This window comes from Streptomyces sp. NPDC093225 (assembly GCF_044753805.1).
Lineage (GTDB): Bacteria > Actinomycetota > Actinomycetes > Streptomycetales > Streptomycetaceae > Streptomyces.
Genome location: NZ_JBIVNX010000002.1, coordinates 338,551 through 355,260 on the forward strand (window position 1 = coordinate 338,551; position 16,710 = coordinate 355,260).

Here is a 16,710-nt window from a genome sequence, read left to right on the forward strand (position 1 = left end):
TTTCCCTGCCCACGCAGACAGGCGCGCATGTCCCATGCCCCGCGGGGACGATCCGCCGACTCCCTGCTTCGTGCCCCGTACCCGGAGCGGCTGCGCCGGCAGTGCGAGGGGGTGACATGGTGGTTTCGGACCGGCGGCCCGCGGTGGGAGCCCCACTGGGGTGACGTGGCGGTGCAACCGGTTTCCTCCCGCACCTGATCCGCGTTGGGCATGTGACCGGCGCGGTGGGCCGCTGGGACGGGCGACGGGGAGGCTGGGCGATCAGCGGGTCTGCGGTCGGATACGAAGGGCGGGTCGCGGTGGTCACCGGCGCGGGCCGCGGCATCGGCCAGGCGGTGGCCAGGGCTTTCGCCACGTCAGGGTTCGGTCTTGTGCTCGGCGACTGCGATGCGGCGGCGCTTGAGGCGACCGTCGCCGTCTCGGGCCCGCGCGCACGGGCGGTGGTCGCGGACGTGCGTGGTTCGGACGCGGCGGATGTGCTGGCGCGGACCGCGCTGGAGGAGTTCGGCCGTCTCGACGTGTGGGTGAACAACGCCGGGGTGATCGCGGATGCGCCCTTCGGCGAGCAGCCGGTCCAGGACTCGGACCACACCCTCGACGTCAACCTGCGGGGTGTGGTGTCGGGGTGCCGGGCGGCGTGGTCGGTGATGCACGCCCAGGGGGGTGGGCACATCGTCAACATCGCCAGCGTGTGCGCCCTCAAGCCGCTCGCCGGGCTGGCCGTCTACGGCGCGACGAAGGCGGGGGTGTTGGCGCTGTCCGAGGCGCTGCGCCGTGAGGGGCGGGCCGGCGGGGTGCACGTGTCCGCTGTCCTGCCTTACCTGGTGGACACCTCCGCGGCCGCCGGACTGCGCGCCCGTCTGCTGCGGGCCGTACAGCCGGAGCAGGTGGCCGCGATGGTGGTGCGGGTGGTCGATCGGCCGCGGGCGCGGGTGGTCGTGCCGCGCCGGCTGGGATGGGCGTTGGCCGGTGCCGCCTTGCTCCCGCAGCGGCTGCGGGACCTCGCCGACGACCTCCTCGCCCTCGATGCGATCGGGCACGCGCCCGCCGAGGACGAGCGGGCCGCCTACCGCGAGCACCTGACGGAGTACGCCGCAGCCGCCCTCCGGGTGCGGCAGCCGGCCCCCGCACCCTCCGCCGGAACGGCTGTGCCGACACTCGCCGAGGACATCGAGCGACTTTGCCCGGGCCGCCCCCGGCCGGGTCTGAGTGCCGAACTGCTCGCCACCACTACCGTGCCCTGCGGGCCGTACGCCGCGGCGCGGCTGGAGCGGCGTCTGCACGCCGCGTTGGTCGCCCCCGTGCGGCATTTGCTGGACGGTGGCGGCCGCCGGTGGCGGCCCCGTCTCATGGCCGCGGTGATCGAGGCCTTGGGCGCGGACAGCCACCGGTATGGGCCCTTGATGGCGGCGTGCGAGCTGATCCACACCGGTTCGCTGATGATCGATGACATCCAGGACGAGGCGCCGCTCCGCCGTGGCCGCCGGGCGGCCCACCTCGTTCACGGCGCCGCCACGGTCATCAACGCGGGCACGGCCGCATACCTCAGTATGGACCGGGCCATCCGGCTGGCCCTGCCCGACGACCCGCCGCTGCGCACTGCGGTCTACGAGGTGTACCTGGGCGGGCTGCGGGCCGCGCACGCTGGGCAGGCCCTCGATCTGCAAGGCCACCACCTGGAGATGGACAACGCTCTGCGGGAGGGGGACGTCGATGTCGTGTTGGAGCTTCTGACGCTCACGCACCGTCTGAAGTCCGGCGCGGCTGTCGGGGCGATGTTCGAGATTGCTGCCCTGGTCTCGGGCGGCACTCCGGCACAGCGGCAGGCGCTCGCCGTGTTGGGTGAGGCGGTCGGTGTCGGCTATCAGATCACCGACGACATCGCCGACCTCCAAGGCGTGCGCCATGAAGGAGTGTTGACCAAGCGGGTGGCCGAGGACCTGTACAACGCCCGCGTGACCTTCCCCCTCGCGCATGCCGCCGCCCTCCTGCCCCGCCGCGACGCCATCGCGCTGTGGCGGCAGATCACGTCCGGCCTCGACGAAGCCGGCGCGGCCCGCGTGGTGAAGGAGATCGAGGCGTCCGGGGCGCTCGACCGGTGCGTACGTGAAGCCGACCGCCTGGTGAACGAGGCATGGGTGCAGGCCGAAGACCATCTGCCCGCTACACCGGCCCGCGACGGCCTCCGGGATCTGTGCACGACCGCCGTCCACCGCGGCCGTGTCGCCTGATGGCCGGCCCGTACCCGTCCCGGCGCGCGATCGCACCCCCTTTGCCCGCGCCCACTGACACCCACTCGGATGCGACCGCCGCCCGCTTCCCGGCCAAGGCCCGTCGGCTCGTGTGCCGCATCGGGGCCTCCGGGCTCTTCCTGCGGGCGGCAGCTCCGTGGCTTCCGGTATGCGACCTGGCCGCGCACCGGCTGACAGGCGGGCGATGGCTGCCGTCCCAACTCGTCCTGCCCACCGTTCTACTGACGACGACCGGACGCCACAGCGGCCGCCCGCGTGCCGTGCCCGTGTGCGCGCACCCCCTCCCCGGTGGCGGCTGGCTGGTCGCCGCGACCAACTTCGGCCGTCCGCACCATCCCGCCTGGAGCACCAACCTTCTCCACCACGCGCACGCGCACCTCACCTGGAACGACCGACGCCACCCCGTCACCGCCCGCCTCCTGGACCCGGAGGAACAACAGACCGTGTGGCCAACGCTGCTGGCCCTCCTGCCCGTCTACGGCGACTACGCTGCCCGCGCAGCTCATCGCGAGATCCGGGTCTTCCGCCTCGACCCCGGTCGGCGTGATGGCCATGTGCCGGAAGAGTGAGCACGGACAGCCGGACCTGGTGGCATCTCGAACGGCCCAACGTCCGTCACGCCCCCCCCAAGGGTCACGTAGAGTCCCTCCATCATCACACAGGGCGACCTTTGGGTGATCGTGTCCTTTGCGCAGGACCTGTCCCCACCGCCACTCGCCCCGGCCGGGATTCGCCGGGAAAGGAGTTTCACGTGAGTGCCTTTCGCCGAGCCCTGCTCGGAGCCGTGGCAGAGGGAGGTGACCGCCCCGCCGTCGTCGATGACCTCGCCACCGTGTCGTACGCACTCCTCGACCGCTGGTCGACGGCCCTTGCCACGGCTCTTCCCGCGGATGGCCGGGGGAACACCGTCGTGTTGCTGCCCAACGGCGCCCCCTGGCTCGCAGCGCACCTGGCCGTACTCAAGGCCGGCCTGGTCGGGGCGCCTCTGAACGACGCCCTCACCGATACCGAAATCGCGCGGGTCCTGGACGAGTTGCGTCCCCGCGCCGTGCTGTGCTCGCCGGAACGCGAGGAGGACCTGCTGGCGTTGGCCGCCCGGCTGGGTCCCGAACGTCCAGCGGTGCATGTCGTCGGGCCGATCCCGCCCGCGGTCGGTGCCGGTCCGATGCCGTTCGCACCGCCTTCGGAGCGGGCGCCGGGAGCGCCGTGCCTGCTCATGCACACCTCGGGGACGACAGGTGCACCCAAGGCGGTCGTCCAGACCGAGCGGGCCCTGCACCGCACCACCGCATACTGGCAGGCGCTGCACCGCACGCGGGACGACATGGTGGCGCTGCCCCTCCCGATGGCGCACGCCTACGGGCACCTCGTCACCGCCGCCACACTGCTGGCCGGTGCCACCCTCGTCGTCACGCCCGAGGCGTTCGACGCCGGACGCTGGACGGAACGCATGGTCCGCCACGGGGTCACGGTCGTGGAGGCAGTTCCCACCGTGTACGGCCGGCTCCTGACCGCGGGTGCCCTGCCGGTCGGACTGCGGCACTGTCTGAGTTCGGGCCAGCAGGCGCCTGCCGAGCTGCGACGTGCCTGGCAGGAGCGGACCGGTGTGCGCCTGTGGGAGAGCTGGGGCATGACCGAGCTGGCGGGCCCGGGCCTGGGTCCGCTGCCGGACAGCTGCCCCGGCAGCGCCGGAGCGGCGGTCCCCGGCCTGGAGATGCGCCTGGTGCAGGCGGACGGCACCCTCGCAGAGCCCGGCGCAGAGGGCGAACTGCATGTCCGCGGCCCCCAGGTCACCCCGGGTCGCCGCACCGGTTCCGGTGCCCTGGAGTCGCTCTGCGATGAGGACGGCTGGCTGCACACCGGTGATCTGGCCCGGCGTGACGCACACGGCTGTGTCACGCTGACCGGGCGCAGCAAGGACGTCATTCTCACCCGCGGCTACACCGTCCACCCGGGCGAGATCGAGGAAGCCTTGCGGGCCCACCCCTCGGTCGCCGAGGCTGCGGTGTTCGGTCGGCCGGACCCCGGGCGCGGCGAGGTCCCGCACGCTTTGGTGATCGTACGGCAGGATCGCCGGGTCTCGGCCGAGGAACTGCTCGCGCACTGCCGGACACGACTGGCCCGCTACAAGCTGCCGCACACCGTGGACTTCACCGACCGTCTGCCGATTTCACCCACCGGCAAGCTCGACCGCAAGGCGCTACGGGCCGAGGTCCGCCCCAGCGCCACCGCGGGCCCCGTCCCCGCAGGACTGCCCGGCTCATGACCGCCACTCGCGCCGCAGTTCCTCACGCCCCCTGTGCTGGTGCTTGACCGATTTCATCGACGCAGTTCCTCCAGCGCCGCTGCGTAGTGGCGCGGGAGGTCGAGGTGCGGATCGGTCCGGCGGTCGACGGTGAAGGCGACGGTGACCGTGCCTTTATAAGTGGCGACGGAGGCGGTCAGCCCCCCGCCCGGTGGGCGGATTGTGGTGACGACCGCCGCTCGGACTTCGGCGCGCCCACAGGCCAGTGGACCTTCCACCATGCCCACGTTCGTCGCCACGAGATTGCTCCATCGGGGATGCACCGCGGCAGTCAGCAGAACTCCGGCCGCGCGTGCCGGTAGGATGTGGCCGAGCCGGACCGTGGCGCGGCCTCCCTCGCGGTGACCGTTCCTCTTGGCGACGGTGCTCATTTCGTGCAGGTGCCGCAGGCACTCGTGCGCGTCGGTGAGACGGAGCGGAAGCCGTAGCCGTGTGCAGGCGATGTTGTTCCCGACCGGGAGGCGGGAAGTGTTCCCCGGCAGCATCATGGGCACCGTGGCGATGACGGCGTCGGGTACGGAACTGCCCCCGGCCTCCAAGTGTCGCCGCAGGGCCAGGGTCAAGGCGGTCAGGAACACCGTGTTGACGGTGACGTCGTGCTTGCGGGCGATGTCACGAAAGGTGGCCAGCGGACTGTGCGCCCAGGTGATCCGGCACGGCTCTTCGGCTCCTGCCCGCAGGGCTGGCACTTGTGGCGCCGTGTTCCGCAGCAGGCCCCGCCCCATCGATACAAGTCCCCGGATCGATTGCCGCACCATGGGCGACCAGGCCGGACGGGTGACGCCACCCCTCTCCTCGGCCACCGGATCCGGAGCCAGGAGCCACCGCAGCGCCCGCTGCGTATGGGCGGCGTCATAGGCGGCGTGGTGGCACCTGAACAGCAACGCCCATTCCCCGGACGTGCCGTGCAGCAGTCCCAGAGACCACAGAGGTACATCCGAGGCGGTCGGCAGTTCCCCCATGCAACGGCCGGCCAGGTCCTGCAGCATCGGCACAGCGGGAGTGGTGCGGCATTCGAAGACCAGGCGTGACGCATCCACGTTCCGGATCTGCTGCCAGCGGGGGCGGAGCAGCCGCGGACGGTCAAGGCCGAACCCCAGGGAGAGCGCGGGATACCGGTCCACCCGTTCTTGTACGTGACGGATCAGCTCGCTCCGCCCTGGGGGTTCGCCGTCCATCAGCAGCAGGAATCCGGCAGAGGTCTGCCTCGCGCCGTGGATGTGGCCGTAGTTGAGGAAGGCGCAGTCGAGCGGCGAGATACGGGGAAGACCTCTCCGTCGTTGGTCCATGCCGGTCATCGGCCTCGCCTGTCGCGTGCGACGGCCTCGCGGTCATCGCCGGGCCGGGTGCCCGGCCTCCGGGTGAATCCGTGGTGACGGTCGGCTGTGCGTCGACAACAGCATGGGGCGTCATTCCGGCGGCAGTCGAGGTCGTTCAACGCGATGCGGACGGCCGGAGCCGGCATCGTGAGGCCCGGTTCCCTACGCGTCACGGTTCTCTTCATGCCCGGTGAACGTCGTTCGAGGGCTGCGGTCACGGGCGTCCGGGCGGGGGTCAGCCGATGGTCAGGCTGCCGCGGCTGTGGGTACTGCTCAGGCCGCGGGTGCCGCAGCTGCGCACGTCACTGGTGGGCTGCATGCGGCCGGTGACCTGTCGGCCGGCCATCGTGCCCTCGGTGATGGAGGCGGAGACCAGTGCGTTCAGCGGAGTTCCCGGATCGGCCCGCGGAGTCAGCGTGGAGGTGCCGAGCTCTCGGCCCCGGTCGTCGTACCAGGTCACCGTCGCCGAGCCGCGTACGTCGCGCAGGCTGGTGCAGGTGGCGGTGCCCGTCCCGCGGAACGTCAGCCGCCCCGACTGCACCGCCCGTCGGCTGCCGTTGGGCGAGGAGCAGCGTTCCAGTGCCACCGTGCCCTCGGCCCGGACGGACCGGGCCCGTCCGGAGACGGCGGGACTGAAGCGCACCGGGCTGCCCTGCACCGTCCGTACGGCGCACGTCAGATCTGCGGCCGCGGCCGCCCGGACGGGAGCCGCCGAGGGCGATGCGGTCGCGCTCTGGCCGCCCAAGGCAGTCAGCAGCGCGAGCCCTCCGGCGGCCGCTGCCCGTGCGGCTCGGAGCAGGGTCCGAGCAGTCCACCCCCGGCTTCGCACGCCCCCGTTGGCCGGGTGGCTCTTCCAGCCCATATCGTCACTCCATGAAGTCGAATGAACGCTAACAGTGATGCCAGTCTAGGGATGGACAGCCACGTGAAGCCCGCTACTCCGCACCCGTCACCCCGTACGGCAGACAGCCGCACGCGGGCCCGCGGCCCCGTCGCTCGCTTGACGGCCGCCGTGCTGCGCCATCCGCGTCGCGCCGCTGCTTCGGGATTGCTCGCCGCTCTGCTCATGGGGGCGGTGCTGCTGCTGATGCCACCAGGCCTGTCGCCCGGCGGTTACGTGGCCCAGGGCACCGAGGCCACTCGGGCCGACGAGCTCCTGGCTCAGCGCTTCGGGTCCGGGCTCCCCGACGTGGTGCTGCGCGTCCGCACTGCCGTGGACGCCGACGCCCCGTCCGTCGCCGACGCGGGGCTGCGCCTCGCCGAGGACGTGGCGGGCCGTCGGGGGGTGCAGCACGTCTTCTCCTACTGGAGCGAGCAGGACGCCCGGTTGCTCTCGCGTGATCGCCACACGGCGCTTGTCATGGTCGACCTGGCGGGCAGCGAAGCACAGGCCGTGGACACCGCCCGGTCGCTGGTGCCCCAACTCGTCGGACAACACGGGCCGCTGAGTGTTTCCGCCACCGGCGCCTCCTGGGTGAGCGTCCAGGTCTCCGAGCTCAGCAAGTCGGACCTGCTCACCGCCGAACTCGTCAGCTTCCCCCTGGTCGTACTCGTGTTGCTCGTGGTTTTCGGCTCCCTCGCGGGCGCTCTGCTCCCGGCCTTGGTCGGGGGTTTCGCGGTGACCGGAACCCTCGCGACCCTGCGGCTGGTCGCCCCCCACTACCCGGTCTCGGTGTTCGCCCCCAACCTCGCAGCTGCCCTGGGCTTCGGCCTGGCCGTCGACTACGCCCTGCTCGTCGTCGCCCGGCACCGCGACGAACTGGCCGCCGGCGCCTCCGTGCGCGACGCGGCGGCCGCCGCCGTTCGGGCCACCAGCGGAGCGGTCTTCTACTCCGCCGCGACCATCTTCACGTGCCTGGCCGCGCTGCTCCTCTTCCCCCTCACCTTCCTGCGGTCCATCGCCCTCGCCGGCATGCTCGTCGTCGCCTTCTCCGCGGCCGCGACACTTCTGCTCCTGCCGCCCGCCCTCCTGCTCCTGGGCGAGCGCCTGCGGCGTCCCGCACGCCCTGCCGGTATCCGCCCGCGGCCCGCCCTCCCGTGGGCCCGCCTGGCACGCGCCGCCACCCGGCGCCCCGCGCTGTCCGCGTGCTGCGCCGCCGGGCTGCTCCTGTGCCTTCTCCTGCCGTTCGGTCACATCCGGTTCGGGCCGGCGGACGTCCGCGTCCTGCCCGCCGAGGCCGCAGCGCACAAGGTGTCCCGGCAGATCGGCAGCGAGTTCGACGTGCCCTGGAACCGCACCCTGCAAGTGCTGCTGCCCCGTACGGACGCGTTCGACCACGAGGCGCAAGTGGACGCCTACGCCCGCCGACTCTCCGGGCTGCCCGACGTCGACCTGGTGGACTGTGCCACAGGCAGCTACCGCGACGGGCGGCAACTCGCCCCTCCCGGACCCTCGGCCGCCCTCTACACCGCTCCCGGCGTCACCTGGCTCGCCGTCGTGGCCACGGAGTCGCGAGACCGGCACGCCGCGCTCACCGACCTGCTCCGTGCCACACCTTCACCGGACAACCACCTGGTGACCGGGGAGCCCGCGCGCCAGGCGGACACCGAAACCGCCCTGACCGAACGGCTGCCCCTCGCGGCCGCCTGGATCGTCGTCGGCATGGTATTGCTGCTGTTCCTGCTCACCGGCTCACTGGTCCTGCCGCTCAAGACTGTCGTCGTCGGGCTGCTCAGCCTCGGCGCCACCTTCGGTGCCCTCGTCACGGTCTTCCAGGACGGGCACCTTCTCAGCCTGATCGGCGGCAGCACCCCCACCAGTGAACTCATCCTCCCCGTCCCGCTGCTCATGTTCTGCGTCGCCTTCGGCCTCGGCATCGACTACGAGGTGTTCCTCCTGGCCCGTGTGCTCGAAGAGCATTCCCAGGGACGGCCTCTGAAGGAAGCCGTCGTCACGGGCGTCGCGGCCACCTCACGCGTCATCACGGCCGCCGCCCTCCTGGTCGCCCTCGCCCTGCTCCCGCTGATCACCTCCCAGCTCACCATTCTCAAGATGCTTGGCCTCGGACTCGCCCTCGCGGTCCTCGTCGACGCCACCCTGGTACGCGGCGTCCTGGTACCCGCGGTGATGTGCCTGCTGGGCAGGGCCAACTGGTGGGCCCCCGCCCCCATGGCCCGCTGGCACCAGCGCCGCACCGGTGCCGTGTCCCGGGTGGAGCCGGCGCCGGCGACGTTCCTCCCTCTCGCACGGATGGATGCCGAAGGTCGCCAGGTGCCGGCCCCTGTGGACGAGAAGGCCGGGTGAGCCCGTGCTCGGTGCCGTTCACCTGAGGACGGCACCGAGCAGCCGGGTTCAGAACGCGGCTGGTGTCGTGTCCCGGAAGGAGGGTTGCGTCTGCTGGGGAAGACGGGCGGAGCTCTCCGGCTGATCGTCCTGCCGGGCGGCGAGGGTGGTTTCCACGCCGTGCTCCAATCCGAGACGCAGGTGGAGCGCTCGGGCGAGGTCGGCGATGGTTCCACCGACGTACCGCAGCATCTCCATGGGAGGGATCTCGATGTTGTAGGTGTTCTGGAGCTTGACGAGGAGTTGGGTGCTCATGAGCGAGTCCAGACCGTAGTCGTCGATCCTGTGGTGTGCGTCGATCTCGCGGGCATCCATCTCGAGGACACCGGCGATCAGCGTCGAAACGCTCTCGGTGAGGCAGGTCAGGGAGTCGCTGGAAGACATCCGACGCAAACGGCTACCCAGTGCCTCGCGCCCGCTGTCGATCTTGCCTCCAGCCGGTACCAGGGGGGCCAGGCGCGGGCTGGCGGACAGGTTGATCAGCCCGGCCGTACGGGACCAGTCCACACGGTTCACCGACACCACGTCGGCGTCCGCCTGGAGCAGAGCCTGACTCGTGGTGAACGCCTCCGCGGGAGAGAGCGGCCGGGTGCCCAGTTGCTTGAAGGTGTCGGCCAGGTTGTTGCGGGCGACGTATCCGGTGTCTCCCAGCATCCCCCAGGCCACCGCCATGCCGGGCAGGTCCTGCCGGCGGCGGCTGCGGACCAGTGCCTCCAGGTAGAGGTTGCCGGCGGCGTAGGGGGCCTGCCGGTAGTTGCCGATCACTGCGGCTACGGACGAGTACATCAGGAACAGGTCGCACGGACGGCCGCGGGTGAGCCGGTCCAGCACGATCGCGCCGCCGATTTTGGGCCGCAGAACGGCATCGATGCGACTGCGGTCCAGATCGGCGAGGAGTTCGTCGTCTAGGTGCATGGCGGCATGGACGACACCGCGCAGCGGATGCCCTTGCCTGTCGAGGCCGTCCACGATCGCGGTCATGGCGGCGAGGTCGGCGACATCGGCGGCGTGGACGGTGGTGTCCACTCCCTTGGCCCGCAATGAGGCCAGCACCCTCTCGGCTTCGGGAGCCTCCGGCCCGCGCCGGCTGACCAGGGCGATGTGCCGGGCGCCGAGATCGGCGAGCCATGCGGCGCTCGCCGCGCCGAATCCGCCGGTGCCGCCCGTTACCAGATAGGTGCCCTCGCCGTCGAGGCGAGGCGTGCGGGCGATCGGTTCGACCAGCGGTGGTTCGTCAAGCGGGTCGAAGCACACCACGACCTTGCCGATGTGGCGGGAGTGCTGGAGGAGGGTGAAGGCGTCCTTCACCCTGGCGGCCGGGAAGACGGAGTGGGGCAGGGGTCGGAATGCGTCCTGCAGTCGGGGGTCGTTGAGGAGGTGGACCAGTTCTGCGAGCCGGACCGGATCACAGACGACCTTGTCGAGGTTGACGCCGAAGAAGGCGATGTCACTCTTGAACGGCTTCAGCAGGAGGGGCTTGTTCTCGTAGAAGTCGCGCTTTCCCAGCTCGAGGAAGCGTCCACCGGGCCGCAGGAGTTCGAGGCCGCGTGTGATGGCCTCTCCGGCCAGGGAGTTGAGAACGACATCGACGCCGAGGCCCTCGGTGAGGGAGCGGACGTGCTCGGCGAAGGCGAGCGTGCGGGAGTCGAGGACGTGCTCGATGCCGTGTGCGGTGAGGTAGTTGCGCTTGATCTCGCTGCCTGCTGTGGCGATGACCTTGGCGCCGCGGGCGGTGGCGTAGCGGATGGCGGCGAGTCCGACGCCGCCAGCCGCGCCGTGGACGAGGACGGTCTCGCCGGGCTGGAGTCGTGCCAGGGTGCCCAGACTGTAGGCGACGGTGGAATGGGCCACCGGCATGGTGGCCCCCTCGGTGAAGGTGACGTGATCCGGTAGCGGGAAGAGCCCTTCGCACGGAGCCACCGTGTGGGAGCCCAGGGACGCGAACGCCAGCCCGGCGACCCGGTCACCCGGCTGGAACCGCGTCACACCGTCGCCCGCGGCTACGACCACGCCCGCGCACTCCATCCCGTAGCCGCGGGATGCGAGGCCCTCGGCGTCCTCGGCCGGCATCAGACCGGTGCTCCGCAGGACGTCGCGGTAATTGAGGCCGGCTGCTCGGACCTCGATGAGGACCTCCCCGGCGCCGGGCCGGGGCCGCGCCCTCTCCTTCCAGACGAGTTCATAGGACAGGCCTGGACTGCGGACTTCAAGGGTGTACGACTGGCCTTCGGACGCCGGTCGTGTCGAGGGCCGTACCTGTTCGCGGACCACGAATCGGCCCTGACGGGTCAGCACGATCTCGTCCTCGTCCGTGGGCGTCCACAGTTCCCGGGCCAGACGGCGGGCGTCCTGGCCGGTATCGGCGCAGCGGGCGAGGGACAGGCGCCGGTACTGGGTCTGCGGATGTTCGTTGGCCAGGCAGCGCACCAAGCCCCAGGCCGCGGCATCGGCCGGCTGCTCGATGTCGCAGCCGGACTCGACGGCCCCGCTGGGCCGGGTGACCAGCCACAGCCGGGCCCTCGAGCTACCGGGGTTCCGCCGGTCCAGGGCGGCGACGCAGGCCCGGAGGGTCTCCGCTCGCTGAACGGCGTCGGAAACGAGGTCGTCAGGGTGACGGGCAGCCTTCTCGGCGAGGAGTAGGACGATCGCCGGTGTCCTGCCGTCGGTGGTCTCCAGCAGCGCTTCCCAAGCCTGAGCGGTGTCGGGTGCGAGAACGGGCCGAGCCGTACGTCCTCCCCAGGAGGTGAGGGTGCCGGTGAGCGCCTGGGCGAGGGGCAGCTCGGTCTCGGATTCCGCGGTCACGAGGAAGAGGGCGTCCGGCGTCGTGGGGCGCGAGGGCTCGGGGGCCACCCGGTCCGGTCCGGTGGCGACGGTTGCCAGCAGGACCGAGATGTCATCGCGAGCGGGGGCTTGGTCGTCTCCGGTCTGCTCGACATGGGCGAAGCCGCACTGGCGCAGCAAACCGGGCCACTGCCCGCGGGGCAGCAGCACGGAGTGGGGGCGTAGGGCGGTGTCGGTGTTGCTCCAGTAGCTCTCAAGGGTGCCGAAGAGCGGAGCGAAGACCTCCGGGGTGTGCATCTCCGTGGCGAGCAGGGCTCCGCCGGGGGCGAGCAGACCGGACAGCCGCCGCAGGGCCGGTGCGAGGTCAGTGGCGGTGTGCAGGGAGAACCCGGCTACGACGAGATCGAACGAACCGGCGGCGAAGCCCTGTTCGGCCGGATCGAGGTCGAGGTCGTAGGTCCGGTAGTCGAGGAAGTCGTGCGCCGCGAATCGGGTGCGGGCCCGCGCGAAGAAGAACGGCGAGGTGTCGGTGAAGCAGTAGCGGGTCCGCTCCGGATGTAGCACGGGCAGGAGCGCGGCAGTCAGGCTGCCCGTGCCGGCGCCGACTTCGAGGATCCTCAGGGGCCGGTCCTCGGGCCATTCGGACACGATCTGCTCCAGCAGTGTCCGGGCGAGGCGGCCGTAGAAGCGGGAGATCGGCCCGATGTTGTAGAACTGCTCCACCACGTTGGACACGCCCTCGTCCACCAGCAACTCCAGCGGGTCGCAGCCACCGCGCAGAACGTCGGCCAGGTGGGCGCCGTTGTGGGCGATCCACGCGTGCGAGATCACGTCATGGGGGAATCCGTCCGTGTAGGTGAGGTGTGCAGCCACTGTTGTGGGCGGGGCCGGTGTGAACGTGTGACGGCCGTCAAGGCCGCGGTCGAGGATGCCGTAGCGCTCCATCATCGGCGCCGTCATTTCCCACAGCTGCCGGTGCCGATCCAGGGCTCCGTGTGTGACGAGATCGTCGAACGTGAACGACGCAGCGGGATCGGGCAGCAGGGAAGCCACCGCCGCGGCCATCTGGCGGGCGAACAGATCACTGGTCGTTTCGCGGAACGACGCGTAGCGCAGCTCTCGGCAGGCCGATCGGGCCTGGACGATCCGCGCGGCGCAGGCCTCGAGTACGCGAGAGGGGAGCGGCATGGGGGAAAGGGATGTGTCGGCGTTGTGCGGTGCGGCGCGCAGGACCGTGTGCTGAACGGCCACCGGATGGGAGCGGGAACCGGTGAAACGGCGCAGGCGGCAGCCGTCGAGCCGGATCGTGACGGTGCCGTCCGGGTCGGCCACGGTGACGTCCCAGCAGACCTCGTTGCCGGTGCGCGAGCGTTCCCGGACCGCGATGACGCCGTCCGGAGCAGGGGTGGACCATACGCGGACCGCGTCCACGGCGGCCGGGAGGTAGGCCTGCCCCTCGGCCACCAGGTCGGCCAGCAGGGGGAGACCGGCCTGCAGGGCGCCGTCAAGGAGGGACGGGTGAACGTGGTAGGGCCCTGCGGGTGCCAGGTGCGTGTACTGGGCCAGGACCTCTCCGGCACCCGCGTGCAGCCGGGTCAGGACGCGGAAGGACGGCCCGTAGGTCAGGCCCGAGTCCTCACAGGCGACGTAGTGCTCCTCGGCGGTCACTTCCCTGCTGCAGCGCGTGCGCCATGCGTCGAGGGGCAGCGGGCCGGGCCGTGAGGCCAGGAGTCGACGCACTCGGGCCCGGGCGTGCGTGCGGGGCTCGCCGGCATCGTCGTCGGTGCAGGCGACCAAAAGAGTGCCGTCGTCCGGGCTGAGGGACGTGTGTACCGTGAGCGCGCCGGGATCCGTCCAGGGCACGATCAGCGCGGTGTGGATGTCGAGGTGCTCGACCTCGGCCGGTGCGTCGAACAGCAGCCGGCCGGCTGCCAGTGCCATCTCGACGTACCCGGCGGCGGGTAGGACGACGCTGCCGCCCACCCGGTGGTCGGCCAACCAGGGGGTGAGGGCGGGTTGGACGCGTGCGGACCACAGCGGGGTCGGCGCCGGTACGCGGCTGCCGAGCAGCGGGTGCTGCAGCGGGGGGTGGAGCCGCTCCTTGGGTACGGTCCAGTGCCGCTCCCGCTGCCAGGGGTAGGCGGGCAGGTCGGTCACCCGTCCCGGGTGGGGGAAGTAGCGGGACCAGTCGGTGTGCGCGCCCGCGGCCAGGAGGACCTCCCGGGCGGTGGTCATGGCCCGTGGGCCGTTGCCGTCCCGGTGCAGCGTAGGTACGACGACCGTGGGCAGTTCCGGGCGTTCGTCCGTGATCCGCCGCAGGTAGGTGCGCAGCACGGGGTGAGGGCCGATCTCCAGGAAGATGTCCGCGCCCTCGGAGACCGCCCCCTCGACGGCCTGCGCGAATGCGACGGGCCGCCGGATGTTGTCCCACCAGTGGTTCGCGTCCAGTTCACCGCCGGGCATGCGGGCCCCGGTCACGGTGGAACAGAAGGCGATGTCGGCAGGGTGCTGCATGAGGTCCTTCAGCGCCGCCGTCAAAGGCTCGCGCTGCGCGTCCATGGCGCGGCTGTGGAAGGCGTAGTCCAGACCCAGGTCACGGAAGAAGACGCCCTGCTCGGTCAACTCCTTGCCGAGAGCGGCCAGTGCCTCGGCGTCTCCGGCCACGGTGACGTCCGAAGCGCTGTTGACGCCCGCGATCTCCAGCTTCCCGTCGAACCTTGTGAGCAGTCGGGCGGCCCGGTCGGGGGCCAGGCCGACGGCGGCCATGCGTCCAGTTCCGGCCGTGGCCGCCTGCGCCCGGCTGCGGGCCGAGATGACCAGGGCCGCCTGCGCGAGGGTGAGCGCTCCTGCCGCGTGGGCGGCGGCGACCTCGCCGACGCTGTGGCCCAGCACGACGGTTGGTTCCACACCCTGCGTACGGAGCATCTCGGTGAGGCCGACCTGGACGGCGAACAGCAGCGGCTGGGCGATCTCGGTCGCGGCCAGCCGCCACTGCCCGGCCGGCAGCGTGAGGTAGTCGGCGACCGACCAGCCCAGCAGCGGTGCCAGCTCCGCATCGACACCTCGCACAGCGCTGCGGAAGACCTCATTGCCGGCCATCAGGTCCGCGGCCATGCCGGCCCACTGCGAGCCGTTTCCCGAGTACACGAAAGCGACCCGCCCACCCACCGCGGCCGCCACTGACTCCTTTGCGCTGCCCTCGGCGAGCGCGGTGAACCGCCGTGCGCCCTCTGCGGCCGTCGCGGCCAGGACGACGGCCCGCTGTTCGTGCCGTCCTCGCCGCCGACAGGAGGTGTAGGCGATGTCGTACAGCTCCTCGGCGCCGGCACCCTGCAAACGGGTCGCCATCCGGACGGCCGCTTCTGCCAGCGCCGTCTTCGTACGGGCGCTGACGAGGACCGGCAGGCCTTCCGGCGGCACGCGGATCGCCGAGCCCGGATCCGGCTGCCGGGGCGGCGCGGTGACGACGACGTGCGCGTTCGCTCCTCCGAAGCCGAAGGAGTTGACCCCCACGACGGGCCGCGCTGCCTCGGCGAGGGCCCGGTTCTCGGTGACGAGGTCGATGCCGAGCCCGGTGAAGTCGATCGCCGGATTGGGGTTCTCGGAGTGCAGGGACGCGGGAATCGTCCGGTGCCGCAGGACGAGCAGGGCCTTGCACAGCCCGGCGATGCCGGAGGCTGGCTCCAGGTGCCCCAGGTTGCTCTTCACCGAGCCGATCGGGAGCGGCCCCGTGAACCTGCGCATGCCCAGCGCCTGTCCGATCGCCCTGGCCTCCAGCGGGTCACCGACCGCTGTCCCCGTGCCGTGGGCCTCCAGGTACACCAGCTCGTTGGGATGCACCCCCGCCTGCGCGTAGACCCGGCGGAGCAGGTCTTCCTGCGCTTCGGCGCTGGGCAGTGACAAACCCATGGTCCGCCCGTCGCAGTTGGTGCCGCTGCCCAGGATGACACCGAGGATCCGGTCGCCGTCGGCCCGGGCGTCGGCCAGGCGCTTCAGCAGCACCATGGCACCGCCCTCGGCCCGGACGAACCCGTCTGCATCGGCGGAGAACGACGCGCACCTGCCGCGCCGGGACAGCAGGGAAGCCTGGGAGAAGCCCACGTAGTGATGCGGCATGAGCAACACGTTCGCGCCGCCGGCGAGCGCCGTGCGGCTGCTGCCGTCCCACAGCGTGCGGCAGGCCCGGTCGAGGGCGACCAGCGAAGATGAGCAGGCGGTGTCGACGGCCATGCTCGGGCCGCGCAGGTCAAAGGTGTACGAGATCCGGTTGGCCGCGATGGACGATGCCCCGCCGGACATCGTGTAGGCGTTCATGCCCCTCGCGTTCGAGTGGTGGAGGCTCGCGTAACTGGCGTCGGAGATGCCGATGTAGACCGCGGTGTCCGTTCCGGCCAGCCGCTGCGGAGCGACCGCCGCGTCGTCGAGTGCCTCGGCCGCCAGTTCCAGCAGCAGCCGGTGCTGAGGATCCATGTGCGCGGCTTCCTTCGGAGAGATACCGAAGTGAGCGGCGTCAAAGGTGGCGATCTCCTCCAGGAAGCCGCCCGCCGCCGTGTACGTCTTGCCCACACGGGGCATCTCGGTGTCCAGGAACCGATCGGTGTCGAACCGGTCGGCCGGCATCTCGGTGACCAGGTCCCGCCCCTCCTGCAGGGCGCCCCACAGCTCGTCCATCCCGGTGATGCCGCCGGGCAGACGGCAGGACACTCCGACGACAGCGATCGCACGCTCGTCATGAGCGGCCGTTTCCTGGTACATGAAGCGCCTTCCTGG

7 protein-coding genes are annotated in these 16,710 nt (G+C 71.4%); 4 read left to right on the forward strand and 3 right to left on the reverse strand.

What is annotated here, in order from left to right; translation table 11 throughout:
• The first annotated feature begins 212 nt into the window (after positions 1-212).
• The 3 genes from ACIQCH_RS03525 (at position 213) to ACIQCH_RS03535 (ending at position 4,518) form a co-directional block, all read left to right on the forward strand.
• On the forward strand, positions 213-2,231 hold the full coding sequence (locus ACIQCH_RS03525) for an SDR family NAD(P)-dependent oxidoreductase (RefSeq protein WP_402577473.1): 2,019 nt from the start codon (positions 213-215) through the stop codon (positions 2,229-2,231).
• Between the two features lie 41 nt (positions 2,232-2,272).
• Positions 2,273-2,821, forward strand: a complete 549-nt coding sequence (locus ACIQCH_RS03530; protein ID WP_402577475.1) for a nitroreductase family deazaflavin-dependent oxidoreductase — start codon at positions 2,273-2,275, stop codon at positions 2,819-2,821.
• A 182-nt stretch (positions 2,822-3,003) separates the two neighbouring features.
• Positions 3,004-4,518, forward strand: coding sequence for a class I adenylate-forming enzyme family protein (locus ACIQCH_RS03535; RefSeq protein ID WP_402577477.1), 1,515 nt, complete (start codon positions 3,004-3,006; stop codon positions 4,516-4,518).
• Between the two features lie 53 nt (positions 4,519-4,571).
• Here ACIQCH_RS03535 and ACIQCH_RS03540 read toward each other — a convergent pair whose 3' ends face one another.
• Together ACIQCH_RS03540 and ACIQCH_RS03545 are read right to left on the reverse strand one after the other, a co-directional pair.
• The gene (locus ACIQCH_RS03540) at positions 4,572-5,855 is read right to left on the reverse strand and encodes a WS/DGAT domain-containing protein (RefSeq protein ID WP_402577479.1); all 1,284 of its coding nucleotides are present in this window, start codon (positions 5,853-5,855) and stop codon (positions 4,572-4,574) included.
• A gap of 256 nt (positions 5,856-6,111) precedes the next feature.
• Positions 6,112-6,519: a hypothetical protein gene (locus ACIQCH_RS03545; RefSeq protein ID WP_402577481.1), complete on the reverse strand. Its 408-nt coding sequence runs from the start codon at positions 6,517-6,519 to the stop codon at positions 6,112-6,114.
• Between the two features lie 405 nt (positions 6,520-6,924).
• Between ACIQCH_RS03545 and ACIQCH_RS03550 the strand changes: the two genes are divergently transcribed.
• A complete protein-coding gene (locus ACIQCH_RS03550; protein WP_402577483.1) occupies positions 6,925-9,120 on the forward strand; it encodes an MMPL family transporter in 2,196 nt (731 codons plus the stop codon).
• A gap of 48 nt (positions 9,121-9,168) precedes the next feature.
• Here the strand turns inward: ACIQCH_RS03550 and ACIQCH_RS03555 are convergent, their stop codons facing one another.
• Positions 9,169-16,695: an SDR family NAD(P)-dependent oxidoreductase gene (locus tag ACIQCH_RS03555; RefSeq protein ID WP_402577485.1), complete on the reverse strand. Its 7,527-nt coding sequence runs from the start codon at positions 16,693-16,695 to the stop codon at positions 9,169-9,171.
• Positions 16,696-16,710 lie beyond the last annotated feature (15 nt).